This is a genomic window from Pseudomonas sp. GW821-FHT02H06 (genome assembly GCF_059421525.1).
In genome coordinates this window covers 44,801-68,587 of record NZ_JBWKVD010000011.1, presented here as the reverse complement: position 1 = coordinate 68,587, position 23,787 = coordinate 44,801, and the positions used below count along the sequence as shown (strand labels likewise).

The window sequence follows — 23,787 nt, the reverse complement described above, 5'->3', positions numbered from 1 at the left end:
GTATCTGTGATCGCGCCTCTCATCGCAGTGCGATGAAACATTCCGCAACATTTCTCTTTGCCGCGAGTCAACGCTACATCTCCCTGCAAAGAATTGTTCATGAAGACTCCTCGACCGTCCGCACGCCTCAAGCCACTCAACGAACTACGCAATCTGAAAATGGCCCGTTCCGCCCACGCCTATGTGCGCGGCAGCACGGTGCAGTTTTACGAATGGCTGCACAGCCAGTCAGGCCGACGTCTGCCCAGTGGTCCGCCGGTGTGGATCTGCGGCGACTGTCACGCCGGTAATCTCGGGCCGACCGGGGATTCCAAAGGGCGCATCGACATTCACATCCGCGATCTGGATCAGACGGTGATCGGCAACCCGGCCCACGACCTTGTGCGCCTTGCGCTGTCCCTGGCCACTGCGGCCCGGGGTTCCGATCTGCCCGGCGTCGCCACCGCGAGAATGCTCGAAGAGATGATGCAGGGTTACGAGCTGGCGTTCGAAGATGGCGCCGATGAGGAGCCCGCACGCCCGGCGCAGGTGAAGGCAGGGATGCGCAGCGCCGTTCAGAGGACCTGGAAGCACCTTGCCCAGGAGCGTATCGAAGACACCCGGCCGACCATTCCGCTGGGCAAGCATTTCTGGTCGTTGTCCCGCGATGAGCGTCATGGCCTGAAAGACCTGTGCGCGACGCCAGAGATTCATGCGCTGGTCACCTCGCTGAAGGGCCGATCCAAGGATGACCGCGTCGAGATGCTCGATTGTGCCTACTGGGTGAAGGGTTGCAGTTCGCTGGGTCTGCTGCGTTATGCGGTCCTGTTGAGCGTGGGCGATGACGAAGATCAGGAGTATTGCCTGCTCGACGTCAAGGAAGCCGTCGCTGCTGCCGCACCGCGCACCCCTCGCGCGGGCATGCCTCGGGACAACGGCAAGCGCGTGGTGGAAGGCGCTCGGCATCTGTCGCCAGGGCTGGGTAATCGCATGATCGCTACGCGCATGCTCGATCACGGTTTCTTCGTCCGCGAGCTGTTGCCCCAAGACATGAAGCTTGAGCTCGATCAGTTGAGCGAGCGCGAAGCCATGAAAGCCGCCGGTTACCTGGCCCGCGTCGTCGGCCTGGCCCACGCCCGGCAGATGGACCTCGCCACGCGCTCCTCGTGGATGCGCGAACTGCAACTCAACCGCTCGCAGACCCTGGATGCGCCGTCGTGGCTGTGGAGCAACGTCGTGCATCTGGTGGGCAGCCACGAACAGGGCTATCTGGAGCATTGCCGGCGGTATGCGCTGGAGAATTGATTCGCCCTGGAAAATCGATTCGGACGGGAGCGCCCCCTTGACCTCGACTTAGGTGGAGGTTCGAGACTGGGCGCTCCTACGTTCAGGATCATTCCCATGCCGCAAACCCACCTTGCTTCACCCTTCGCGTTGTCCAACCCGCCAGGCTTGTATGATCCGGCCCCCAATGCGTATTCCCATCTCGCCGCCGTGCGCCCCAACGCCGAGTGGCTGTTCATCGCCGGGCAGGGCGGTGAGGATGCCCAAGGTCAGCTGTCCCCGGTCTTCGCCGAACAGGCAGCCCAAGCCATATCCAACGTCCGCACCGCCCTGCAATCCCGCGGGGCCGACCTTCAGCACCTCTTCAAACTGACGCTGCTGATCGTTGATCACACGGAGGAACGGTTGCGCATGTGGGTCGAGGAGGCGGATCTGGCATGGGCCGGTCATATGAAGCCGGTGTGCACACTGATCCCCGTACCCCGCCTGGCATTGGACGGGATGCTGATCGAGATCGAAGCGGTGGCGGCGATAATGCCTAACGGGTGAACGATGGTTCGTCAGATGTACGCGCTGGTAGGACCGGCTTCAGCCGGGAAGAGGCCAGCGTGGGCACCCTCAATTCTGCAGTGTGACTGCCGACGCATTCCCGGCTGAAGCCGGTCCCACACCGAGTACGCGGTTGAATAGTGGGACCGGCTTCAGCCGGGAAGAGGCCAGTGTGAGCACCGTCAATTTTGCAGCGTGGCTGCCGGCGCCTTCCCGGCTAAAGCAGGTCCCACTACGAGTACGCGGTTGATTAGTGGGACCGGCTTCAGCCGCGAAGACGCCAGCGTGGGCACCATCAACTCTGCAGCGTGGCTGCCGACGATTTCCCGGCTGAAGCTGGTCCTACAGCTGAATGCTCAATCCCCGGACGCCACCGCTTCACCGGCACACCGCGGAAGCCTCACCGTGAAGGTCGTGCCTTCCACCGCGTCGGAGACCACGGACACATCACCCCCATGGGCCCGGGCGATTTCGCGGACGATAAATAACCCCAACCCCACGCTGCGCAGTTCGGCGTCAACATCTACGCCGCGAGTCAGCGGCTCGAACAGACGGGTGCGCTGCGCTTCGGGAATGACCGGACCGAAGTTATGCACGGCAATCACCACCGTCCCGGCCTCCAGCGCGGAAGTAATGGTCACCGGTCTGGCAATGTCCCCATACGCCACGCTGTTCGCCGTGAGGTTGCCGATCACCTGAAACAGACGGTCGTTATCCAGCGCCACGAGCCCCGTGCCATCCGAGCAGTGCGCCAGCTCCGCGCGGGGGAAAGCAACACGCAGTTCATCAACGCAATGGCCGATGAAGGTGTGCAGATCGACTTCCGTGGGGTTGACGCTGATGCCGCGCCCGACCCGGATCACCGTCAGGTCGAGCAGGTCGGCGATCATCCGGGTGGCGCGCTGCACCGAATCGCCGACGTGCTTGAACAACCGGGTTTCCTGGGCCGTGCGTTCACCGCGAGCGAGCAGGTCGGTGGCCATCTTGATCGCGGTGAGGGGGTTCTTCAGGTCGTGGCTGACGATCGCCACCATCTGTTCGGCAAACGTGGCGCGTCGCTGAGCGGTTTCGTAAGCCTCGTTGAGTTCCGCCTGAGCCCGGCGCAACGCGGCCTCGGCGGCGGTTTTTTCCTGCAGCAGCTCTTCCGCCGCCTGGCGTGCCTTGAGCAGCTCGCGCTCGTATTTGTCTCGGTCAGCGGTGCCGAAAAACGCCAGCTCGTTGTAGACCTTGCCTTCATGCTCCCGGCGCACGCCGTTGAGCAGCATGATGATCTGGCGACGGTCGCGATGAACAATGCTCAACTTGACCTCCGCCACCGAGCCCTGCAAGCGCATCAACGGCGCCCAGTGGGTCTGGTGGAAGATGCGCCCGCCGACCGTGAGCAGGTTCTGGAACAACCTGCCACTCAGCTCGCCGCCGGTGTAGCCCAGCCAGTCGCAGAACGTGCGGTTGGCGCGCAGGATCCGCCCGTCTTCGTCGGTGACCACCAGACCGCACGGCGCGCCTTCGAACAGTTCGACGACGTCCGGTGCTGCCGCGAAATCACTCGGCATTGAGGCTGACCCACCGCCCGAGGAACGCATCGATCGCATCGGAACAGGCGGCGGGCGCGCTCAAGTGAGGGCAGTGGCCGACATTATCGACCAGCTTCAGGGTGCTGTTGGGCAACGCGGCGTGCAGGTATTCACCGACGGCAACCGGGGCGATGAGGTCGTCGGTCGATTGCAGGATCAGCGTCGGCGTGGTCAGGCCGGCGACGTCCTTGCGGTTGTCCGAGAGAAACGTGACGCGGGCAAACTGCTTGGCGATCTCCGGGTCAGTGCGGCAGAAACTGTTGGTCAGCTCTTCGCCCAGCGCCGGTTGACCCGGCGCGCCCATGATCACCGGGGCCATGGTGCTCGACCAGCCAAGGTAGTTGCTGTCGAGGGTATCGAGGAGCGAATGCACGTCCTCTTCGGAGAAGCCGCCGACGTAATCGCCGGAGTCCACGTAGCACGGGGAGGGGCCGATCATCACGTGGGCGGCGATCAGCCCTGGTGCCTGTCGGTCCGCCAGTACGCCGATCATCGCGCTGACCGAGTGGCCGACGATGATCACCGGGCCCGTGCCGAATTCGCGGACGAGTTCGGCGAGGTCGTGGGCGTAGCCGTTCAGCGTGGCGTATTTGTCGGGGTCGTAGGCCTCGATGGCCGAATTGCCAGCGCCCACCAGATCGTAAAGTACGACGTTGAAGCGGTCGGCGTAATGGGGGCTGATCAAGCGCCACATGGCCTGATCGCAACCAAATCCGTGGGAAAAAATCAGGGTCGCCCGGCCGTCACCCATGACGTGCACGTTGTTGCGCTGCTGAAGGTTCATTGAGTGTCCGGAAAATGGCGGTGGGCGCGAGTGGTGCCGAGCCTATAGGGTTATCCGGGATAAATCACCTGCAAAACCCATAACAGGCGAACCGGCCGGAGCGCTTGCTGGTAAATTGGCGCACGCTTCATTTGTTGAGCCATTATTGGCGCCAAAAAGGGTAATACGCGCGGGCAGGCCAGTCCTTATCCCCGACGCTTATTCTTGTTCAATCTTTCCTGCTGAAGGGATTTACACCATGCGGCAATTTGCGGCCCTCGCTCTGTTTCTCAGTCTCAATGCCTTCGCTCAGGACGCGCCCCAGCCGGTCGCCAAATGGACGCTGCTCGACCAGTTCGACAAGGCCTACACGCTGGACGACCAGGCCCAGGTGCTCTTGATCGCCCGCAGCATGTCGGCGGCGAAGATGGTCAACGCCGCCCTTGAAGAGGGTCCCGAAGGTTACCTGGAGCAGCGCCACGTGGTGTACGTGGCGGACATCGAGAAGATGCCCTCGCTGGTGAAGATGGTGGCGGTCCCGGCGATGCGCTCGGCCAAGTACCGAATCCTGCTGGACCGCGACGCCCGTGTCGCCTCGGCGTACGACGGCGACCGCGACACCGTGCAGTGGCTGACGCTGAAAAACGGCGCGGTCATCCGCCAGGAACGATTCTCCGACGGCGAACAACTCAAGCAGGCCATCGCAAAACTGGGTTCGCAATCGGCTAGCCGTTGACCGCGGCTTTCTCGAAGATCAGCCGCAGGTAGCCGGCGATGGTCGAGGCGTCGCCGTAGACCTCACGCAAGGCCTGCTCGGCGCTGGACAGGTGCAGCACCAGTTGGCGCCTGACCTTGTCCTCGCCGTACAGCGAAACGAACGTGGATTTGCCGTCGTCCTTGCCTTGATCCTTGTCGCTGTCGGCGCAGCGGTCGCGCAGATCGTCGTACATCTGGAAGGCCTGGCCCAGCTCCATGGCGAAATTCTGCAGCAGCGGCCGCTGGTCTTCCCGGGCGCCGCTGATCAGCCAGGCCATGTCCATGATCGCGCCGAACAGCACGCCGGTTTTCAGGTTGTTGGTCAGGGCGATCTCGTCCGCGTCGCGGCTGTGCTGGCCGTCGCGCAGGTCCTGGAACTGCCCGCGCACCAGGCCTTGCATGCCGACCGTATTGGCCAGCACTTCGACCAGCTCGGTGCGGGTGGTGGCGGCCAGATCACTGATGGTGGCGACGACACCGAACGCACGGCTGAGCAGGGCGATGGCGGTCAGAATCGCCACGTCCTCACCGAACTTCAGGTGAACCGTGGGCTGACCGCGCCGCAGCGACGCGTTGTCCATGCACGGCATGTCGTCGAGCACCAGCGATGCGGCGTGGATCATCTCGACGGCGCAGCCCAGGTCCACGGCCTGTCGCCTGATCGTGCGGCTGTTCTCGCGGCCGTCCTCAACCAGTCCTTCGGCAGCGAGCACCAACAGCACCGGGCGCATGCGCTTGCCCGGTGCCAAAGTCGATTCGCGCATGGCCAGCGCCACCAGGTCGCGCTCGTTGCCGGACTCGGGCAGCAGCTCGGAGAGCCGCGTTTCGATGGCCGCCCGGACGTCTCCCAGTCGCCCGGCAAAGCCCGATTTGATTGTTGTGTCGAGGTTACCTGCCATCGGTCTTTCCCTATGCTTTAGCGGTAAAACTGTTCGTCGCGGAGCGGTTCGGCGTGCGAGACCGGTCATCACGGAACGACTGCTGTTTCTTAATGCCTCAAGATACGGCAAAGTTGTACAGGAAAATCGGCTTTGTACAAGATTCCGTATGCAGAAGACCGTATAGCCCGTTCAATAATTCAGCTGCAGGGAGCGAGTATGACTCACAGCGATATGGGTCGTCGCAAAGACGATCACCTTGATATCGTGCTGGACCGACGCGCCAGCGTGCGTTCCTCCTTCTCCGGACTGGACGACATCCGCTTCGAACACTGTGCGCTGCCGGAGTTGAATCTGGACGACGTTGACGTCAGCAGCTCACTGCTGGGCATCGCCTTGCGCGCGCCGCTGCTCATCAGTTCCATGACCGGCGGGGCCGACCGGGCCACCGCGATCAACCGTCATCTGGCCGAAGCCGCCCAGGAGCTGGGCATCGCCATGGGCGTCGGGTCGCAGCGGGTGGCCTTGCAAAGCGGCGGTGATCAGGGCCTGACCCGCGAACTGCGGCGTCTGGCGCCGGACATCGCGCTGCTGGGCAACATCGGCGCCGCGCAGTTGATTGAGCCTGACGGCCTGGACATGGCCCGCCGTGCGGTCGACATGCTTCAGGCCAATGCGTTGATCATTCATCTGAATCCGTTGCAGGAAGCGGTTCAGGCGGGTGGCGACCGGCGCTGGCAGGGCATTCTCGAAGCGATCCACCGCGTGGTGCTGGATGTCGGCGTGCCGGTGGTGGTCAAGGAAGTGGGCGCGGGCCTGTCTGTCGATGTGGCGCAGGCGCTGGTGCAAGCCGGGGTGCACGTGCTGGACATCGCCGGGCTTGGCGGCACCAGTTGGGCGGCGGTCGAGGCCGAGCGCGCCGAGAACCCGGCCGATCGCGAAGTCGCCATGGCGTTTGCACAATGGGGCATTCCGACCGCCGTCAGCCTAGCCATGGTTCGCCAGGCCTTGCCGGACACGCCGCTGATCGCATCCGGCGGCATTCACAATGGCATCGACGTGGCCAAGGCCATTCGTCTGGGTGCCGATGTCGTCGGTCAGGCCGCAGGCGTGCTGCGCAACGCGACCCTGTCGACGGCTGCAGTCATCGAACACTTCGACATTGTCATCCGCCAGCTGCGCATCGCCTGTTTCTGCACCGGCTCGGCTGACCTTCGCGCGTTGCGCAGCGCCCGGTTGCTGGCGCCCAACACCCTGCAGACGTTGCTCTCATGACGCATTTTGCCGTTGTAGCGCCAGCGTTCTACAGCCACTTTCAAGGGTTTCAGGCGTTGGCCGGGACATTGATCGACCGCGGTCATCAGGTGACCTTTTTCCAGCAGGCCGATGCACGGCGCTGGCTGACCGACCCGCGCATCGGCTTTCATGCCCTCGGCGCCCTCAGTCATCCGCCGGGCAGCCTCGAAGCGGCGCTGCGCCGTGCCGCCTGTTCGAATAATCCCCTGCGCCTGCGACGGGTGATTCGCGACCTGTGCGACACCACCCGCATGCTGTGCGCCGAGCTGCCGTCTGCGCTGGCGGTGCGGCAGATCGAGGCCTTGCTCTGCGACCAGATGGAAGCAGCGGGCGGGATGGTCGCAGAAGGGCTGGGCTTGCCGTATGTCTCGGTGGCCTGCGCCTTGCCGGTCAACCGCGAGCCGCAACTGCCGCTGCCGGTGATGCCGTTTGCCTACGCCACCGATGAACGCAGTCAGCATATGTTTGAGGGCAGCCGAAAGGTGTACGACTGGTTGATGAGGCCGTTGAGCAAGGTGCTGCGTGATGCGTCACGCCGACTGGCCATCGAGCCCCGCGACGGCCTGCATGAATGCCTTTCACCCTACGCGCAGATCAGCCAGACCATCCCCGGTTTCGATTTCCCCCGCCAGCATCCGCCTGTGAATTTTCACGCGGTCGGGCCGCTGCGGGCGGCTCAAGCCGAACAACAGGGCGAGTGGCCGATTGACCCTGAGCGGCCGTTCATCTTCGCCAGTCTCGGCACGCTGCAGGGCAGTCGTTTTGACATGTTCAAGCGCATCACCACGGCCAGCCGACAATTGAACGCGCAGTTGCTGGTCGCCCATTGCGGCGGGCTCGATGCCCGGCAGGAGCAGCGCCTGATCAAGGCCGGCGCGACCTGGGTGACCGACTTCGCGCCGCAACAATGGGCGCTGCAACACGCCGATGCGGTGGTGACCCATGGCGGCTTGAACACGGTGATGGACGCCATCGTCGCGCGCACGCCGATGCTGGTCATGCCCATCGCCTTCGATCAGCCGGGCGTGGCGTCCCGGGTTACCCACGCCGGCATTGGTCTGCAACTGCGGCGCGGCGCCGGGGCAGGGCAGATCCGCGAGCGACTGACGCAACTGCGCGGGCTGTCCACCGAACCTTTTGATCAACTGGCGACCGAACTGGCCCAGGCTGGCGGCACGTCTCGCGCCGCCGACATTGTCGAAGCCGTGGTGCGCACGGGCGAGCCGGTGCTGGCGAGGCAGTTGCCATGACGTATGACTTGATTCTCGCCGGCGGCGGACTGGCCAACGGTCTGATCGCCTGGCGCCTGAAGCAGCTACGGCCGGAGCTGTCCGTGCTGTGCATCGAAGAACAGACGCACCTGGGCGGCAACCACACCTGGTCCTACCACGAAGGCGACCTCACGGCCGAGCAGCATCAATGGCTGCAGCCGCTGGTGGTGCAGCGCTGGGCGACCTATGACGTGCACTTCCCGCAACGTTCGCGGCGGCTGAACAGTGGCTACGCCAGCATTACGTCGGAACGCTTTGCCGAGGTCATCGAGCCCGCCCTGGGCGATACGCTGCTAACCGGTCGACGCATCACCGAACTGACCCCGCGCACCGTCGTGCTGGACAGCGGCGAGCGGCTTCAGGCCAGCGCGGTGATCGACGGCCGCGGCGTGCAGGCCACGGCGCACATGGTGTTGGGGCAGCAGGCATTTCTGGGTCAGTTGCTGCGCTTGAAGGTGCCCCACGGCCTGACCGCGCCGATCATCATGGACGCCCGCGTCGAGCAGAGTGAGGGCTATCGCTTCGTCTACGTGCTGCCTTTTTCGGCCGACACCCTGCTGATCGAAGACACCCACTACGTGGATCACCACTCGTTTTCCGCCGAGCAGCTTCGTCAGCACATCGCCGATTACGCTGCCGCCCATGGCTGGGAGATTGCCGAGTGCCTGCGCGAAGAGCAGGGCGTGCTGCCGATCACCTTGGCCGGGGATTTCGCCGGGTTCTGGCGTGAGGCGGCGGGGCAGCCGCGATCCGGTTTGCGCGCCGGACTTTTTCATTGCACCACCGGCTATTCGCTGCCCCATGCCGTGCGGCTGGCGGAGTGGATCGCTGCTCAACCCACGCGGGATGCCGACTCACTGGACGCAGGCATCCGCGCCATCGCGCAGGAAGCCTGGCACTCCCAGCGCTTCTATCGGCTGCTCAACCGCATGCTGTTTCTGGCCGGACGTCCGTCCAATCGCTGGCAGGTGATGCAGCGGTTCTACGGCCTGTCCGAAGGCCTGATCAGCCGTTTCTACGCAGGCCGCAGCACCCTGGCCGACAAGCTGCGCGTGCTGACCGGCAAACCGCCCGTGCCGATCAACGAGGCTGTCACAGCCGCTGCCCGTTACTTACCTAAGCATTACTTGCCTAAGCATCATGAGAATTGACATGACCCAAGCAAAAACCGCAATTGTGATTGGTGCCGGTTTCGGCGGCCTGGCCCTGGCCATCCGGCTTCAGGCGGCGGGCGTGCAGACGACGTTGCTGGAAAAACGCGACAAGCCCGGCGGCCGCGCCTACGTCTACGAAGATCAGGGTTTCACCTTCGACGCGGGCCCGACAGTGATCACCGACCCGACGGCCAGCGAAGAGCTGTTCACCGCGGCCGGCAAATCCATCAAGGATTACGTCGAGTTGCTGCCGGTGTCGCCGTTCTATCGCCTGTGCTGGGAAGACGGGACGAAGTTCGATTACGCCAACGATCAGCAGTCCCTGGACACCCAGATTGCCGCGATGAACCCCAAGGACGTCGCCGGCTATCAGCGCTTTCTGGCGTACTCCAAAGCGGTGTTTCAAGAGGGTTATCTGAAGCTCGGGGCGGTGCCGTTTCTGTCCTTCCGCGACATGGTCCAGGCCGGCCCGCAGCTGGCGAAGTTGCAGGCGTGGCGCAGCGTGTATTCGATGGTGTCGCAGTTCATCGAGGACGACAAACTGCGCCAGGCGTTTTCCTTTCACTCGCTGCTGGTCGGTGGCAACCCGTTTGCAACGTCCTCCATTTACACGCTGATTCACGCCCTTGAACGGCAGTGGGGCGTGTGGTTCCCGAAGGGCGGGACCGGCGCGCTGGTGCAGGGCATGGTCAAGCTGTTCGAAGACATCGGTGGGCGTGTCGAGCTCAACGCCGATGTCGCCAGCATTGACACGAGTGGTCAGCGAGTGACCGGCGTGCGGCTCAAGGATGGTCGGCAGATCAATGCCGACTGCGTGGCCTCCAACGCCGATGTCATGCACACCTACGCCGAGCTGCTCGGCGGCCATCCCCGCGGGGTCAAGGAAGGCGCACGGCTGAAAGGCAAGCGCTTCAGCAATTCGCTGTTCGTCATCCACTTCGGGCTCAAGCGCCCGCAGCCCCAGTTGCAGCATCACACCGTGTGCTTCGGCCCGCGCTACAAGGCGCTGATCCAGGAGATTTTCAAAGGCGCAGCGCTGGCCGAAGATTTTTCGCTCTACCTGCACGCGCCGTGCATCACTGACCCGAGCCTGGCGCCACCGGGCTGTTCGAGCCACTACGTGCTGTCGCCGGTGCCGCACCTGGGCAACGCCGACATCGACTGGGAAGTGGAAGGGCCGCGTTACCGCGACCGCATTTTCGAGTACCTGGAAAAGCACTACATGCCGGGGCTGCGCGAAGATCTGGTCACCAGCCGCATCTTCACGCCGCAGGATTTCAAGGGCGAGCTCAATGCGCACCTCGGTTCGGCGTTTTCCCTTGAGCCGATCCTGCGCCAGAGCGCGTGGTTCCGCCCCCATAACCGCGACGCGAGCCTGAGCAATCTGTACCTGGTCGGCGCCGGCACACACCCGGGCGCCGGCGTGCCGGGCGTCATCGGTTCGGCCAAAGCCACGGCCGGGCTGATGCTGGAGGACTTACACTCATGAGCGTCGCCGATCAGGCGCTGCTCGACCACGCTACCCAGAGCATCAAAGTCGGCTCGAAAAGCTTCGCGGCGGCGTCACGCCTGTTTGACCCGGTGACCCGGCGCAGCGCCGTGATGCTTTATGCGTGGTGCCGGCATTGCGACGACGTCATTGACGGTCAGGAAGCAGGGCATTCGGCGACGGTGGTCAGTCAGCAGGAAGTCACCGAGCGGCTGCAACGGCTAATCGCCCAGACCCACGCCGTGTACGCCGGCACGCCGACCCACAGTCCGGCGTTCGAGGCGTTCAGGGAGGTTGTCCTGCGCCATGGCATCGAGCAGCGTTATGCCCTGCAGCATCTGGATGGCTTCGCGATGGACGTCAGCCACCGCGAATATCGGCGCATCGACGACACGCTGGAGTACTGCTATCACGTGGCCGGCGTGGTCGGCTTGATGATGGCGCAGATCATGGGCGTGAGTGACGACGCGACCCTCGACCGCGCCTGTGATCTGGGTCTGGCGTTTCAGCTGACCAACATCGCCCGGGACATCGTCGAAGATGCCTCGGTGGGGCGCTGCTACTTGCCGGGGGACTGGCTGGATGAGTTGGGCATTCCCCATGATCGCCTTGCAGCTCCGGAGCATCGTCCGGCAGTGGCGGTGCTGGCGAAGCGGCTGGTGGACATGGCCGAGCCGTATTACGAGAGTGCCAACGCCGGCCTGACCGCGCTGCCATGGCGATCGGCGTGGGCGGTGGCGACGGCGGGTTGCGTCTATCGGGAGATCGGCGTGAAGGTCAGGGAACGCGGCGCCCGGGCGTGGGATGCGCGGGTCTCGACCAGCAAGCTGGACAAGCTGCGTCTGGTCTTGGTGGGGGCGTGGAAGGCTAGCGCGTCTCGAGGTCGGCACTGGCCGGCGCGACCGGCGAAGCTTTGGCAACGTCCGGGTCGGACTTGTGCAACGGGCCGTCATGCAAGCGTCGAAGCTGGGCGCGCAACCGAGTGACGCTCGGCGCGTAGAGAAAGCCGAACGACACGCAACGCTCTTTGCCCGATACCGCGTGATGCATCAAATGCGCCTGATACAGGCGCTTGAGATAGCCATTGCGCGGCACGTATCTGAACGGCCAGCGCTTGTGCACCAGACCATCGTGGGCAATGAAATACAGGAAACCGTAAGCGGTCATGCCCGCGCCGATCCACTCCAGGGGATGGGCGCCTGCAGTGCCCAGCGCGATCAGCACGATGGCGAAGCCGGCGAACACCACGGCATACAGATCGTTCTTCTCGAACCAGCCGGTTCTCGGCTCATGGTGCGACTTATGCCAGCCCCAGCCCCAACCGTGCATGATGTACTTGTGCGCAAACACGGCAAAACCTTCCATGCCGATCACGGTTGCGAAAAAGACGAGGGCATTGATCATCGGGTTCATCCGCGGGGAGAGTCTCAACGTCAGACCGTAAAAGGGCCGACGGTGTTCGGTGCGTGATTGTCGCATGCCGATGGCTGAAGGCGGAGGTCGGTTTGTCAGTTGCTGGTTTGGGCGTCACCGTCCGTTGTTTTTGTAGCGTGACGTCTGCCGCCTTCCCGGCTGAAGCCGGTCCCACTATCAGTCCGCGGTGTTCCAGTGGACTGCATTGCTTTTCGTGGGACCGGGTTCAGCCGGGAAGAGGCCGGTGTTAACACTCTCAATCTTGCGGTGTAACGCCCGACGCTTTCCCGGCTGAAGCCAGTCCTACACGTCGAGAGTGATGCTTTTCGTGGGACCGGCTTCAGCCGGGAAGGGGCCGGTTCGTGCGCCCTCGGTCTTCTGCCGATGCCGGTGCTTGGCACCGCGCGTCCACGTCGACTGAACTGTGCGCGCCACGTGCGGCCTCAGACTTACACCGCTAAAGGAGGCCAAGGCCATGAACCACGACGAATTCAATCAATACGACGCAGAGCGCTTCCACGGTCAGGTCGCCGAGCAACTGGGCATCAGTGTGGAAGAGCTGAAAACCTGGATGATCAACGACATCGAGCGCGTCACCGAGGGCGGCGAGGAGGTAGGGCACATGGTGGTGTTCCGTGAGTCCACGCCGGATGAGGTGCTCGACAAGCTCAAGAATCCGCAGAGTCGTTATACGGCGATGACGGGTGTGATCAAGACCGAGTAAGCCATCGGCGTTCGCCAGAAATGGCCAGCCCATGACTTGAATCGCAATCAACAAAAAGCCCGATCACTCGGGCTTTTTGTTGCCGCTCAGCCGCTGATTATTTCGACGGCAGGGCGTAGGCGATCAGCGAGTCGCCCATCTTCGTGCCAAACGAGCCATGCCCGCCGGCCATGATCACAATGTACTGCTTGCCATTGCTCTCATACGTCATCGGCGTGGCCTGACCGCCCGCTGGCAAGCGCGCTTCCCAGAGCAGGTCGCCGTTGGTGACGTTGAAGGCGCGCAGGTAGTTGTCCTGTGTACCGGCGATGAACATCAGGTTGCCGGCCGTGGAGATCGGCCCACCCAGCATTGGCACACCGATTTTCAGCGGCGGCAGCTGGATGCCTTTCAGGCTGTCGCGGATGGTGCCGATGCGTTTGCGCCAGACCACATCGTGGGTCTTCATGTCCACGCCGGCCACATAGCCCCACGCCGGCTCTTTGCACGGCAGGCCGAGTGGCGACAGGAAGGCGTTGATTTCGACGCCATAAGGCACGCCGTACTGAGGCTGAATGCCCATTTCGGTACCGCTGCCGGTGGCACCTTCTTTAGGCCACAGCGGGTTGTTCGGGCCACGGGGAATCAGCTTGGACACGAACGGCAAGGCCATCGGGTTCATCAGCGCGACCTGACGGTCAGCGTTCACCGAGATACCACCCCATTCGAAGACACCCAGGTTACCCGGGAACACCAGCGTCCCTTGCTCGGACGGCGGCGTGTACTGGCCGTTGTAGGACAGCTGCTTGAAGATCACGCGGCAGACCAGTTGGTCAAACATCGTCGCGCCCCACATCTCCTTGTCGGAAAGGGTTTGAACGGACGTTAGATTGAGGTCCGAGCGCGGCTGGGTCGGGCTGACCCGATCACCTGGCGCCGCTTCACCAGCAGGCACCTGCATTTCATGAACAGGCACGATCGGCTTGCCGTCGCGACGGTCCAGCACGAACAGGTTGCCTGCCTTGGTCGGAACGTACACCGCAGGGACGGCTTCGCCGCTGCCGGTTTTCACATCAGCCAGGGTAGGCTGGGCCGGTACGTCCATGTCCCACAAGTCGTGGTGCGTGGTCTGGAAGCTCCACACCAGTTTGCCGGTGGAACCGTTCATCGCGACGATCGAGCTGGCGTAACGCTCCATCACCGGCGTGCGGTTGCCGCCCCAGATGTCGGGCGTCGGGTTGCCGGTTGGCACGTAGACCACGTCGGTTTTCGCGTCATAGGCCAGCGGAGCCCAAGCGTTCGGCGAGTTGTTGACCAGGGTTTTGCCGTCGCCGGGGATTGCATTCGGGTCTTCGGCACCGGTGTCGAAGATCCACTTCAGCGCGCCGGTGTTGACGTCGTAGCCACGGATCGCGCCGGATGGCTCGTGCACCGACAGGTTATCGGTCACCGAGCCGCCGATGATCACGGTGGTGCCGGTCACGACAGGCGGGGAGGTGGGTTCGAGGCCGCCCGGATACGGGTAGGGCTGCAAGTGCAGCAGGTCCAGCTCGCCGTTTTTGGCGAAGTCGGCGCACGGTGCGCCGGTGTCGGCGTTGATGGCGAACAGACGACCGTCGTTGACCGGCAGGAATACCTTGCGCGGGCAACTGGTGGCGACCGGTTGGGTGCCTTCCAGGCTTTTTGCAAACTGAGTGGTGTCAGCCTGATCGAAGTACGCGACGCCACGGCAGGTCAAGTGTTGGAAGGACGGATCGGATTTGAGCTTGGGATCGAATCTCCACTTCTCTTTACCGGTGGCCGGGTCCAGCGCCACCAGAATCTGGTGAGTGGTGCAGATGTACATGTTGTCGCCAACCTTGATCGGCGTCAGCTCGTTGGTGGTCTCGCCGGAGTCGTTGGCGGTTTTCGATTCGCCGCTGTTGAAGGTCCAGGCCACCTGAAGGTCTTTGACGTTGCCTTCGTTGATCTGAGTCAGCGGGGAATAACGCGTGCCCGACTGCGTGCGGCCGTAAGCAGGCCAGTCGCCGTTGGCGATGCCTTCGACAGGCTGATGTTGCGCCGGTTGCGCCGTCGCCATGCTGCCGTTGATCTCCTGCGGGTCGTTGAAGATGGAATACACCATCACCACGATCGCCAGGGCCAATGTCGCGGATAAAAAGGTTTTGCCCGGCTTCAGACGCTCCGGAATGTCACGGGTGACCCCCGGGATCAGCAGCCACAGACCCAACACCCCGAGGATGTCGAAACGCGGTACCAGCGCCCAGAAATCCGTGCCGGCTTCCCACAGGCCCCAGACCACGGTGATCAGCATCAGCGCGCCGTAGAGCCAGAGCGATGCAGCGGAACGTCGCCACAACAGGACGGCGAACACCAGTAGCGCGACGCCCAGGAACAGATAATAAAAAGAGCCGCCCAATGAGAGCAGCCAGATACCGCCAACCACCAGAAACAGAGCAAAGATGCCTGCAATGATGGAAGTAAAACGCCTCAGCCCTGAAGCTTTTGATAAGTCATTCATCGATGTTCCCCCTTGGGATGTAGTGCATGGACTGTGCGCCGTATAGGGGGTTCAACTCCGGAACCTGGAGTCTGGATAAAATTTTCAGCGCCACTGACCATCCACTCTTTCGAAGCATAGGCCGTGTTTGCAATCTGATCACGGTGGAAAAGCATTCAGATGGCGAACGGCGCGGCGTTGGGCGAGATCGGCTCACGATGACGAGGGCGGAAAGGCGGCTACAGAGTGCGCTGGAGAGGGGCCAGGTCATGCACGCGCCGGTGCATCCCATCGCTCAAAGTTGCGGGGGTTGTGGGGGCAGACTAGAGTCGGAAACAGCCCCACCTAACTTTGTTACCGCAGGCGCATGAACGAGTGAAGTCTTTGCACTTCCATCAAGCCTGCGAGTCAATAACAAGCTGGAAGTAAGTTCGCTATGCATAAACGTTTTAGCAGAGCGCGAACCACACTAACGCTATTATGTGCGGCGTTTGTGTTGTGCGCGTCTGGATGCACTGGCACCGCCAGTAATACCAAAACAACCGGACTGTCGTTAGTGGATTACACCTCCGTGAGCGCGTCTTCCCCACCCGAGCACCTTACCGGACTCTGGGCCGGCCCCCATGCCGGCGGCACGTTTTACGTGGAAATCTTCGACGACGGCGACCTGCGCACCTGCTTGAGCGCTCCGCCTTATTACCACGCGATGGACGGAAAATACGCCGATGAGGCGCTGTATCTGGAAGACGGCACCCGCATCGAATTTCAGCCTGTGGGGGCACGGCAGATCACCATTTATTCCCCTCCCGGCCGGCCGGTCACCACGCTGGAACGCAGCGCACCGGGTCACTCCGCGAGCCAGTGTCTGGCAGGTGCCGCTGACGTCCAGCGCAAACTGTCCCACTGGGCTTCGCATTAGCGGCAGGGTTCGATAATTGAGGCAGTGCGCGGGTATCATGCACGGCTCGAACCCACCGCCCGACCCCGGATTCAGGATCACAATGCCCAGCCCCACGTTTACCGTCATGCGCCTCGACGCCACGCCGCCGGAATCGATCAAGAGCCAGATTATGCAGATGGTGATCGACTACGTCACCGAGCTCAGCATGGTCGCCATCGCCCCGAGCAATCCGTTGTACCCGCTGTATCAATACGGCGTCGGCCATGAGGTGCATCAGTACGTGCAGGCGATGGACGGATCGCGGGGGATTGCGGTGGAATTGATCGTGGCGCTGGATGCCGAGGACCCTTCGGTCGTCATCGGCTTCTTGCTCTATCTGCCGGTTCAACAGGACCCGCAGGCGTGCGCCGTGGCGTACATGGCAGTGCATACGGCGCGCCGTCGTCAGGGCGTGGCGCGGGCCATGCTGGAGAAAATGACCGAACGCTATCCCCATGCCGAGCTGGCGTGCTTCGTTGCGAAAGTGCCGGTGTTCGAGGCGCTGGGCTTTCAGGTGCTGGGAGCACGCGGGCCGCAGGTGTTGATGAACACCCGTGACCAGCAAACCGACGGCTTGTTGGCGGTGCTGGACATCGCGCCGATCTACAACTCGCTGGAAGTGCGGCAGATCCACAGCTATCTGTTGAAGCAGCACGGCAAGCGTGCGATGACCGATGCGGAAAAACAGCGTGATCGACACATTGACCAACTGACCCGGCAGGCGCGCCTGTTCGTCAACGGACTGCTGGGCGAGTCAGGCGCGCAGGCCTTCATCGGCCCGAAGCTTGTTTGACGCCCGAATCAGCGAACGGCCTCGTTGAGGTCGATTCCTCGTGAGTCCTTGCTCCACATTTCCAGCAGGAAATCCCGCTCGGCGTGATGCAGCGTGCGTTCCATCGCCAAGTGCCGCGCGAGGACCTGATGCACTTCGCGGCCTTCCATGGGGCAGCCTTCGATGGGGTGCAGCCAGTGGCACGCCAGCACCGCGCCATCGGGCGTCAGGCTTTCACGAATGCGCTCAATGATCTCGCCAAAGGCATCCGGCGTCAGGTAATAGGCCCATTCGCTGATCACCACCAGATCGAATTGCCCGGCAGGCCAGTCCTGGGGCAGACAACCTTCCAGCACTTGCACATGGGCGTGCGCACTCAGGCGATCGCGGGCCAGGGTGACGGCCCGGGGGCTGAGGTCCATGCACAACAACGCGTCGCACCGTTCGGCCAGGCGCAGGCTCAATTCGCCATTGGCGCAGCCCGGCTCGAAGATGCGCGCGTAGCGCTGACGCGGCAGGGCAGCAAGGGTCAGATCGCGTTTGCGATGCTCGTACCAACGCGTGCGAAAGGCCCAAGGGTCGTCACTGCTGGCGAACAGTTCGTCGAAATACTCACCTGTGATGCTCACAGAAACACCAGTTCGAAGGGTTGCAGCAGACGCTCCAGCGTTTGCGGGTTCAGCACCGCGGGCGCGCCGGTGCTCGGGTCGTTTTCCAGCTGGCTCAAGTGAGCACCGATGGCGTCGCGCTTGCGCCGCAGTTGCTCATCGCTGAGCCAGAATTTGCGGGCCTGTTCCCAAGGGATGCGCGGGTCATTCGGTTCCGCCCAATGCCAGGCCCACACCGGAATCTCCACCAGCGTCGCGCCAGTGTTGGCCACCGCCTGAGCCGCGCAATGGCCGACGGCTTCGTGGTCGCAGTGGCCGTCGTGGCGCCAGGTGGTCAGCAACACATCCGAGGGACGCAGGTCTTCGCTGAGCAGCGCAATCAATGACTCGGCATGCTCGGCCACCTGACCATCGCCCATGCCGAGCCGTTGCCAGGACAACCTCGACACGTCCAGGCCCAGGTGCGCGACAGCTTGCTGGCTTTCCCGCCGACGCTCGGTGCGCAGGCGTTGCATGGGCCACAGCGGCGATTGCGGATGGCTGCCTTCGCCGTCGGTGACGGCAACCAGGTGCACATCGTTCTGCCGCTGGGCCATCGCTGCGAGCAGTCCGCCACAGGTCAGGACTTCGTCGTCGGGATGCGGCGCGAGCACGATCAGGCGTGAACCGGGTGGAACCAGTTCTTCCAGGGTGATCGGGCGCACGCCGCGCAACGCCACGCTGTTCTCCCAGGCGCTCAACGGTGTCCCGCTGACGCCGAATGGCTGTGCTTCGTTCATAGTGACCAATCCTCGGGTTCGACCGTGGCGACTCGCTGGCCCAGGTGCGCCAGGTCACGCTCGGCGTGGCTTTGTCGGATAAACACCTGCAGGTCGGCGGCCAGCCGCGCAAAGTGCGGATCGCGGCAGAACGGTGTTGCGCCCAGCGCCCGGCCGACATGTCGGCACACCTGTTCAACCGCCATCTCGACCTGCGCCCGCAGGCGCTGCACCCTCAGGCTCGCGTCGTCCTGCGGATGGGCGTCGATCCATGACGCGCATTCGCGCAAGGCCGCCGCCGCGCCACACAGCGCTGCATCGACGCTGCCCAGATGGGCGTCGGCGTGGGGTTCTGGCCGTCCGTGGTGTCGGTGCGCGCGCAAGCTTTTCGCCAGCGCCACTGCCGCGCCGTACCAGGCGGCAGCGATCCCGGCGCCGCCTTGCCAGAACCCTGGCCGGGTCAGATAGTCGCCGTTGTTGCCCACGCAAATGCCGACCGCGCCGTCGAAGTGCACATCGCCGCTGGCGGTCCCGGCCATGCCCACGGCCTGCCAGGTCTCGCTGCTGAAGCGAACGCCCGGCTGCTTCAAATCGACGACCACCAGTTGCGGCGCCTCATCGCTGGCCCAGGCGGTGAGCAGGGCGTAATCCAGCTGTTGGGCGCCGGAGCACCAGGCCTTGCGGCCGTTGAGGCGGACCTTGTCGCCGTGGCGCTGGCTGACGCCGACCTTGGCGTCGGGCGGTTCGGCGGCCCATACGCCCCAGATGCCGGGTGCATCGAAAGGTGCGGCGCCAAGTTCTTTCAGAATGGCGAGGGCGTCGGTATGGCCTTCGTAGAGTTTGAGCAGCGCCAGATCGAGGCCCGCCACCGTTGCCAATTGGCGCCAGCGTTCGAGGGTGCGACCGCTGCCGGGCAACGGCAGTTGATCGAGTCCGCTGTCGAGGCAGCGCTGCATGGCGTGCCGCAGGGGCGCGTCCGGCACGTGGGGATTGTCACGGTGGGCGAAATCCGCCAGCAGTGATTCAAGTCCTTGTGCATCGTCCCGCATGGCTGACTGTCTCCGACCCGTTGACGCCGACGCGAGGTGCGCGGGCTTTCTGCCTGGCCCGCTTGCGCGGCCTGCTGATGGAATTCGGCAGCGCCAGCGGGGCGGGGTTCAAACATTTCTTCTGCCAGCCGGTTCTGTTGCCTCTTGCAGGGAGCACTCAAGTGGGCGGTGATCGGCGCCTTGCAGTCAGGTGCGCGGTTTTGTCGCAGTGGGCATTTCCCGACCCATGGGCGTCAAGGCGTGCAGCGTCTTCGGATGGCCTGCGTAAAATCCGCTCGTAACCTATTCAAGCCGGTTTTGCGCGACACTGTCGGGCACCTGTTTTTTTCGCTTCGTCCCTCGCTGCTGCAGCGCGACTGCCAATCAACGCCTGCGCCCGGCGAGGTGGACGAAAAAAGGGTTGGCGTTGGCGCCAGCCGCTGCTTTCGAGAGTTCGCCAGATGAATGAGTTTCTGACCCGCCGTCAGGTGGTCACCGGCATGGGCCTGTTGGGGCTGGGCCTGCTGGCCGGCTGTGACGGTTCGACCACTGCGCTGGATTTCAAGTACGGCAAAGATCTGAGCAACAAGATCATGGGCCGGACCTTCAAGTTGACCGACACCGACGGTGAGGTCAAAACCCTGTCGAGTTACCGCGGGTTGATGCCGATGGTGTTTTTCGGCTTCACCCAGTGCCCGGCGGTGTGCCCCACGGCGCTGGCCCGCGCTGCGCAGATCAAAAAGATGATGGGCGAGGACGGCAAGACGCTGCAGGTGATCTTCATCACCGTCGACCCCGAGCGCGACACGCCGCAGATTCTCGACGCCTACGTCAAACAGTTCGATCCGACGTTCGTTGCCCTGCGCGGCACGCTGGAAGAGACCGCCCACGTCGCCAAAGAATTTGGCGTGTTCTACGAAAAGGTCCCGGCGGGGAACACCTACACCATGTCCCACACCGCCACCAGCTTCGTGTTCGACTCCCGGGGTAACCTGCGCCTGGGGCTGTCGCCTTCGCTTTCCGCCAAGCAATGCGCGGAAGATTTGCTCACTGTCATGGAAGTCTGCTGATGAATGCTTTGTTGAATGCTGTATCGCGCTCGTTGCTTGTCTCCCTGTTGGCCGGCGTCAGCCTGAGTGCGGTTGCGCAGACGCGGGTCGAGGATCCGTGGGTGCGTGCGACGGTGGCCGGGCAGCCTTCATCCGGTGCCTTCATGCGCATCACCGCCGACACCGACAGCACGCTGCTCAGCGTCAGCTCGCCGGTGGCGAAGGACGTGCAGATCCACGAGATGAGCATGACCAACGACGTCATGCGCATGCGCCCGGTCGACGCCGTGCCGCTGCCTGCGGGCGAGACCGTGGCGCTGGACCCCGATGGCTACCACGTCATGCTCATGGGGCTGAACGGCCAGATCAAAGAGGGCGACCAGGTGCCACTGACCCTGACCGTGAAGAACGCCGAGGGTGAGACCGAAGTGGTGAACGTCACCGCACCGGCCCGCGCCGCGACAGCACCGATGGACATGGCCCATGACCACGGAATGACGCATTAAGCAGGAGCGCTTATCTGCGTACCTCTCGTAGGACCGGCTTCAGCCGGGAAAGCGTCAGGCGCCACGCCGCAGAAAAGAGGGTGCTCGACCCAGCGTCTTCCCGGCTAAAGCCAGTCCCACGAAGACACCGCGTACCTCAGTAGGACCGGCTTCAGCCGGGAAAGCGTCAGGCGCCACACCGCAGAATTGATGGTGCTCGACCCAGCGTCTTCCTGGCTAAAGCCTGTCCCACAAATAGAATGCGTTCTCCTGTGGGACACGCTTCAATCCCCAAACGCCCCCAGCAGCAACACCACATTCAGCACGATGATCAACAGCGCGATGCCCCAGGCCAGGGTCGTCAGAATGGGCCCGGTCACGAAATCGCCCATCAGCTTGCGGTCCGACACGAAGCGCACCAGCGGCACGATGGCGAAGGGCAGTTGCATCGACAGGATGACCTGACTCAGTACCAGCAATTTAGCCGTGCCCTGAGCCCCATAGATGCTGGTCACCACAATCACCGGAATGATCGCCAGCCCACGGGTCAGCAGGCGGCGGATCCAGCCCGGCAGGCGCATACGCAGAAAGCCTTCCATGACGATCTGCCCGGCCAGGGTCGCCGTGACCGTGGAGTTGATCCCCGACGCCAGCAACGCCACACCGAACAGCATCGACGCCATGCCCACGCCCAGCATCGGCGAGAGCAAGTGATAAGCCTGTTCGATTTCCACCACGTCGGTTTTGCCGGCCTTCTGAAAGACCGTCGCCGCGGTGATCAGAATCGCCGCATTGACGAACAGGGCCAGGGTCAGCGCGATGGTGCTGTCGGTCACTGCCCAGCGCAGGCCGATGCGCCGGCCTTCATCCGTGCGCGGATAGGCGCGGGTCTGCACGATGGAGGAGTGCAGGTACAAGTTGTGCGGCATCACCGTCGCACCAATGATGCCGATTGCCAGGTACAGCGCCTCGGGATTGGTGACCACCTCGGCTTTGGGAATGAAACCGGCGAACAGCTCCGCCAGATCAGGCTGGGCCAGCACCATCTGGATCGCGAAGCAGCCGAAGATGACCAGCAGCAGTGCGATGACAAACGCCTCGAGCGCCCGAAACCCGCGGCCCATGAGCAGAAAAATAAGAAACACATCGACCGCCGAAATCACCGCGCCCCAGATCAGCGGAATGCCGAACAACAGGTTCAGCGCAATGGCAGTGCCGATCACCTCGGCCAGGTCGCAGGCGATGATCGCGATCTCGCAGGCAATCCACAGGGCAATGCACACCGGCCGGCTGCAGCGCTCGCGGCAGGCTCGCGCCAAGTCCCAACCGGTGACGATCCCAAGACGCGCGGACAGCGCTTGCAACACGATGGCCATCAGATTCGACAGCAAGATAACCGACAGCAGCAGGTAACCAAATTTCGAACCGCCGGCGATGTCCGTCGCCCAATTGCCCGGATCCATGTAGCCCACGGCGACCATATAGCCGGGGCCGGTGAACGCGAGCAGCCGCTTGAACCAGTTGCCGCTCTTGGGCATGGCGACACTGGCGCTGGGCATGCCCCCGCCGAGGGTGTCGTCGCCGGGGCTGGCAGGGTGATCGATAGGCGGCATTAAGGATTCCGGCGTTGGATACTGAGTGATCAAAGGTGGCGACAGGCAGGGTCTGCTGTGCGGTTTTAGCGAGTGCGCCCGGCAACCATCAGCTCGACAGCGACGCCGCTGCCAGTGAGTTTAGATAATCCCCAAAGCCTTCCTTGCACCGGTAGTCTTTTCGTGCGCTGGTGGTGACGCTGTTCGCGGAAATCCACGCGATGGACGCACCGATGCGTTGCAGATCGGCGACCAGATGCACGTCTTCATGGGCCGCCAGCGCCTTGAAACCGCCGGCCCGCTGATAGGCATCGGCGCTGACGCCCAGGTTCGCGCCATGGATGTGCCGATGGTCATCCACCGGGCGGTACAGCGAGTCATAGCGTTGGCGCACATGGTCGGGATGGCCGGACCAGTCGTCGACCTCGACGATGCCGCACACCGCATCCACCTTCAGGCTGACCTGATGCGCCAGCCAGGCATAGGGCACGACGCTGTCGGCGTCGGTGAACGCCAGCCAGCGCGCGCCACGCTCGAGCATCAGCCGTGCGCCTTCTGCCCGGGTCATGCCAACGTTGCGGTAGGCGCAAACGTGCGTGTTGACGCCGTGGGCTGCGGCGACCCGGGCCGAGGCATCGGAGCAGTCGTCCAGCATGATGAGGATTTCCACGGGCTCGCCGTGGAGGTCTTCATGAACGGAGGATGCGATCAGCGACTTGATGCAGTCGTCCAGGAAATCTTCTTCATTGTGCGCGGGGACAATAATTCCAATCATTGAAGTGTCTCGTCTCGGCACCTGCGCTGATCGCGGCGTCCTTCGATGTCGACCGAAGCGAGGGAAATTTGGTTTCAAGTATTTTCGTTTACGAAGACCACCAACTCGCCTGGCAGCGTTGAGGCATATCCCAGACGCAACGACGCCGCTGAATAGCGGCGTCGATGGCTT

Annotated in this window: 23 protein-coding genes; 13 read left to right on the top strand and 10 right to left on the bottom strand. The window is 63.3% G+C overall.

The annotated features are described in order from the left end of the window. Positions 1-99: 99 nt before the first annotated feature. Complete coding sequence (locus AC07VF_RS18130; protein WP_192172160.1) at positions 100-1,284, top strand: DUF2252 domain-containing protein; 1,185 nt, start codon at positions 100-102, stop codon at positions 1,282-1,284. A 96-nt stretch (positions 1,285-1,380) separates the two neighbouring features. Next, a complete protein-coding gene (locus tag AC07VF_RS18125; protein ID WP_495007759.1) occupies positions 1,381-1,812 on the top strand; it encodes a RidA family protein in 432 nt (143 codons plus the stop codon). 356 nt (positions 1,813-2,168) lie between these two features. Here AC07VF_RS18125 and AC07VF_RS18120 read toward each other — a convergent pair whose 3' ends face one another. Both AC07VF_RS18120 and AC07VF_RS18115 read right to left on the bottom strand, forming a co-directional pair. Further along, on the bottom strand, positions 2,169-3,365 hold the full coding sequence (locus tag AC07VF_RS18120) for a sensor histidine kinase (protein ID WP_495007760.1): 1,197 nt from the start codon (positions 3,363-3,365) through the stop codon (positions 2,169-2,171). Then, a complete protein-coding gene (locus AC07VF_RS18115; RefSeq protein WP_282373033.1) occupies positions 3,355-4,170 on the bottom strand; it encodes an alpha/beta fold hydrolase in 816 nt (271 codons plus the stop codon). Before AC07VF_RS18115 ends, AC07VF_RS18120 begins: the two co-directional genes overlap by 11 nt. Before the next feature lie 238 nt (positions 4,171-4,408). Between AC07VF_RS18115 and AC07VF_RS18110 the strand changes: the two genes are divergently transcribed. Next, positions 4,409-4,885, top strand: a complete 477-nt coding sequence (locus AC07VF_RS18110; RefSeq protein WP_495007761.1) for a hypothetical protein — start codon at positions 4,409-4,411, stop codon at positions 4,883-4,885. Here AC07VF_RS18110 and AC07VF_RS18105 read toward each other — a convergent pair. Then, on the bottom strand, positions 4,875-5,804 hold the full coding sequence (locus AC07VF_RS18105; protein ID WP_282373035.1) for a polyprenyl synthetase family protein: 930 nt from the start codon (positions 5,802-5,804) through the stop codon (positions 4,875-4,877). The two genes, AC07VF_RS18110 and AC07VF_RS18105, sit on opposite strands and share 11 nt — an antisense overlap. Before the next feature lie 198 nt (positions 5,805-6,002). On the opposite strand from AC07VF_RS18105, the gene fni reads away from it, so the two are divergent. The 5 genes from fni to crtB are packed head-to-tail and all read left to right on the top strand — an operon-like array spanning position 6,003 to position 11,979. Further along, the gene (fni, locus tag AC07VF_RS18100) at positions 6,003-7,058 is read left to right on the top strand and encodes a type 2 isopentenyl-diphosphate Delta-isomerase (RefSeq protein ID WP_495007762.1); all 1,056 of its coding nucleotides are present in this window, start codon (positions 6,003-6,005) and stop codon (positions 7,056-7,058) included. Then, complete coding sequence (locus tag AC07VF_RS18095) at positions 7,055-8,329, top strand: glycosyltransferase (RefSeq protein ID WP_495007763.1); 1,275 nt, start codon at positions 7,055-7,057, stop codon at positions 8,327-8,329. The genes fni and AC07VF_RS18095 overlap by 4 nt, the downstream gene beginning before the upstream one ends. Next, positions 8,326-9,501 (top strand): lycopene beta-cyclase CrtY, encoded by a 1,176-nt coding sequence (gene crtY, locus AC07VF_RS18090; protein ID WP_495007764.1) that lies wholly within the window; start codon positions 8,326-8,328, stop codon positions 9,499-9,501. Before AC07VF_RS18095 ends, crtY begins: the two co-directional genes overlap by 4 nt. A 1-nt stretch (position 9,502) precedes the next feature. Beyond that, entirely contained in the window at positions 9,503-10,993 is a 1,491-nt protein-coding gene (locus AC07VF_RS18085; RefSeq protein ID WP_495007765.1) for a phytoene desaturase, read from the top strand. Beyond that, complete coding sequence (gene crtB, locus AC07VF_RS18080) at positions 10,990-11,979, top strand: 15-cis-phytoene synthase CrtB (protein WP_495007766.1); 990 nt, start codon at positions 10,990-10,992, stop codon at positions 11,977-11,979. Before AC07VF_RS18085 ends, crtB begins: the two co-directional genes overlap by 4 nt. Here crtB and AC07VF_RS18075 read toward each other — a convergent pair. After that, entirely contained in the window at positions 11,861-12,406 is a 546-nt protein-coding gene (locus AC07VF_RS18075) for a sterol desaturase family protein (RefSeq protein WP_495007950.1), read from the bottom strand. The genes crtB and AC07VF_RS18075 overlap by 119 nt on opposite strands. A gap of 475 nt (positions 12,407-12,881) precedes the next feature. Between AC07VF_RS18075 and AC07VF_RS18070 the strand changes: the two genes are divergently transcribed. Then, a complete protein-coding gene (locus AC07VF_RS18070) occupies positions 12,882-13,130 on the top strand; it encodes a hypothetical protein (protein ID WP_346626323.1) in 249 nt (82 codons plus the stop codon). Positions 13,131-13,227: 97 nt separating this feature from the next. Here AC07VF_RS18070 and AC07VF_RS18065 read toward each other — a convergent pair whose 3' ends face one another. Further along, the gene (locus tag AC07VF_RS18065) at positions 13,228-15,630 is read right to left on the bottom strand and encodes a glucose/quinate/shikimate family membrane-bound PQQ-dependent dehydrogenase (protein WP_192172148.1); all 2,403 of its coding nucleotides are present in this window, start codon (positions 15,628-15,630) and stop codon (positions 13,228-13,230) included. Between the two features lie 550 nt (positions 15,631-16,180). Here AC07VF_RS18065 and AC07VF_RS18060 point away from each other — a divergent pair. Both AC07VF_RS18060 and AC07VF_RS18055 read left to right on the top strand, forming a co-directional pair. Next, a complete protein-coding gene (locus AC07VF_RS18060) occupies positions 16,181-16,528 on the top strand; it encodes a hypothetical protein (protein WP_192172147.1) in 348 nt (115 codons plus the stop codon). A gap of 82 nt (positions 16,529-16,610) precedes the next feature. Next, positions 16,611-17,342 carry a GNAT family N-acetyltransferase gene (locus AC07VF_RS18055; RefSeq protein ID WP_495007767.1) on the top strand — a complete coding sequence of 244 codons (732 nt, stop codon included), beginning with the start codon at positions 16,611-16,613 and terminating at the stop codon, positions 17,340-17,342. Positions 17,343-17,350: 8 nt separating this feature from the next. On the opposite strand, the gene AC07VF_RS18050 is transcribed toward AC07VF_RS18055, so the two are convergent. Genes AC07VF_RS18050 through AC07VF_RS18040 form a run of 3 tightly spaced genes read right to left on the bottom strand, consistent with a single transcriptional unit; the run spans position 17,351 to position 19,736 of the window. Next, complete coding sequence (locus tag AC07VF_RS18050; protein WP_192172145.1) at positions 17,351-17,950, bottom strand: SAM-dependent methyltransferase; 600 nt, start codon at positions 17,948-17,950, stop codon at positions 17,351-17,353. Next, positions 17,947-18,708 carry a PIG-L deacetylase family protein gene (locus AC07VF_RS18045; RefSeq protein ID WP_192172144.1) on the bottom strand — a complete coding sequence of 254 codons (762 nt, stop codon included), beginning with the start codon at positions 18,706-18,708 and terminating at the stop codon, positions 17,947-17,949. The genes AC07VF_RS18050 and AC07VF_RS18045 overlap by 4 nt, the downstream gene beginning before the upstream one ends. After that, entirely contained in the window at positions 18,705-19,736 is a 1,032-nt protein-coding gene (locus AC07VF_RS18040) for an acyl-CoA dehydrogenase family protein (protein WP_495007768.1), read from the bottom strand. Before AC07VF_RS18040 ends, AC07VF_RS18045 begins: the two co-directional genes overlap by 4 nt. A gap of 440 nt (positions 19,737-20,176) precedes the next feature. On the opposite strand from AC07VF_RS18040, the gene AC07VF_RS18035 reads away from it, so the two are divergent. Both AC07VF_RS18035 and AC07VF_RS18030 read left to right on the top strand, forming a co-directional pair. After that, positions 20,177-20,785: an SCO family protein gene (locus AC07VF_RS18035; protein ID WP_192172142.1), complete on the top strand. Its 609-nt coding sequence runs from the start codon at positions 20,177-20,179 to the stop codon at positions 20,783-20,785. Beyond that, positions 20,785-21,270, top strand: a complete 486-nt coding sequence (locus tag AC07VF_RS18030; protein ID WP_495007769.1) for a copper chaperone PCu(A)C — start codon at positions 20,785-20,787, stop codon at positions 21,268-21,270. Before AC07VF_RS18035 ends, AC07VF_RS18030 begins: the two co-directional genes overlap by 1 nt. Positions 21,271-21,533: 263 nt before the next feature. Here the strand turns inward: AC07VF_RS18030 and AC07VF_RS18025 are convergent, their stop codons facing one another. Both AC07VF_RS18025 and AC07VF_RS18020 read right to left on the bottom strand, forming a co-directional pair. Further along, on the bottom strand, positions 21,534-22,808 hold the full coding sequence (locus AC07VF_RS18025) for an Nramp family divalent metal transporter (RefSeq protein ID WP_495007951.1): 1,275 nt from the start codon (positions 22,806-22,808) through the stop codon (positions 21,534-21,536). Between the two features lie 142 nt (positions 22,809-22,950). After that, positions 22,951-23,616: a glycosyltransferase family 2 protein gene (locus AC07VF_RS18020; protein WP_495007770.1), complete on the bottom strand. Its 666-nt coding sequence runs from the start codon at positions 23,614-23,616 to the stop codon at positions 22,951-22,953. Positions 23,617-23,787 lie beyond the last annotated feature (171 nt).

What these genes read in the sequence shown, in the direction of transcription:
- AC07VF_RS18130 (WP_192172160.1), top strand. Translation starts at nt 100, where the DNA reads ATGAAGACTCCTCGACCGTCCGCACGCCTCAAGCCACTCAACGAACTA.
- AC07VF_RS18125 (WP_495007759.1), top strand. Translation starts at nt 1,381, where the DNA reads ATGCCGCAAACCCACCTTGCTTCACCCTTCGCGTTGTCCAACCCGCCA.
- AC07VF_RS18120 (WP_495007760.1), bottom strand. Translation starts at nt 3,365, where the DNA reads ATGCCGAGTGATTTCGCGGCAGCACCGGACGTCGTCGAACTGTTCGAA.
- AC07VF_RS18115 (WP_282373033.1), bottom strand. Translation starts at nt 4,170, where the DNA reads ATGAACCTTCAGCAGCGCAACAACGTGCACGTCATGGGTGACGGCCGG.
- AC07VF_RS18110 (WP_495007761.1), top strand. Translation starts at nt 4,409, where the DNA reads ATGCGGCAATTTGCGGCCCTCGCTCTGTTTCTCAGTCTCAATGCCTTC.
- AC07VF_RS18105 (WP_282373035.1), bottom strand. Translation starts at nt 5,804, where the DNA reads ATGGCAGGTAACCTCGACACAACAATCAAATCGGGCTTTGCCGGGCGA.
- fni (WP_495007762.1), top strand. Translation starts at nt 6,003, where the DNA reads ATGACTCACAGCGATATGGGTCGTCGCAAAGACGATCACCTTGATATC.
- AC07VF_RS18095 (WP_495007763.1), top strand. Translation starts at nt 7,055, where the DNA reads ATGACGCATTTTGCCGTTGTAGCGCCAGCGTTCTACAGCCACTTTCAA.
- crtY (WP_495007764.1), top strand. Translation starts at nt 8,326, where the DNA reads ATGACGTATGACTTGATTCTCGCCGGCGGCGGACTGGCCAACGGTCTG.
- AC07VF_RS18085 (WP_495007765.1), top strand. Translation starts at nt 9,503, where the DNA reads ATGACCCAAGCAAAAACCGCAATTGTGATTGGTGCCGGTTTCGGCGGC.
- crtB (WP_495007766.1), top strand. Translation starts at nt 10,990, where the DNA reads ATGAGCGTCGCCGATCAGGCGCTGCTCGACCACGCTACCCAGAGCATC.
- AC07VF_RS18075 (WP_495007950.1), bottom strand. Translation starts at nt 12,406, where the DNA reads ATGAACCCGATGATCAATGCCCTCGTCTTTTTCGCAACCGTGATCGGC.
- AC07VF_RS18070 (WP_346626323.1), top strand. Translation starts at nt 12,882, where the DNA reads ATGAACCACGACGAATTCAATCAATACGACGCAGAGCGCTTCCACGGT.
- AC07VF_RS18065 (WP_192172148.1), bottom strand. Translation starts at nt 15,630, where the DNA reads ATGAATGACTTATCAAAAGCTTCAGGGCTGAGGCGTTTTACTTCCATC.
- AC07VF_RS18055 (WP_495007767.1), top strand. Translation starts at nt 16,611, where the DNA reads ATGCCCAGCCCCACGTTTACCGTCATGCGCCTCGACGCCACGCCGCCG.
- AC07VF_RS18045 (WP_192172144.1), bottom strand. Translation starts at nt 18,708, where the DNA reads ATGAACGAAGCACAGCCATTCGGCGTCAGCGGGACACCGTTGAGCGCC.
- AC07VF_RS18040 (WP_495007768.1), bottom strand. Translation starts at nt 19,736, where the DNA reads ATGCGGGACGATGCACAAGGACTTGAATCACTGCTGGCGGATTTCGCC.
- AC07VF_RS18035 (WP_192172142.1), top strand. Translation starts at nt 20,177, where the DNA reads ATGAATGAGTTTCTGACCCGCCGTCAGGTGGTCACCGGCATGGGCCTG.
- AC07VF_RS18030 (WP_495007769.1), top strand. Translation starts at nt 20,785, where the DNA reads ATGAATGCTTTGTTGAATGCTGTATCGCGCTCGTTGCTTGTCTCCCTG.
- AC07VF_RS18025 (WP_495007951.1), bottom strand. Translation starts at nt 22,808, where the DNA reads ATGCCCAGCGCCAGTGTCGCCATGCCCAAGAGCGGCAACTGGTTCAAG.
- AC07VF_RS18020 (WP_495007770.1), bottom strand. Translation starts at nt 23,616, where the DNA reads ATGATTGGAATTATTGTCCCCGCGCACAATGAAGAAGATTTCCTGGAC.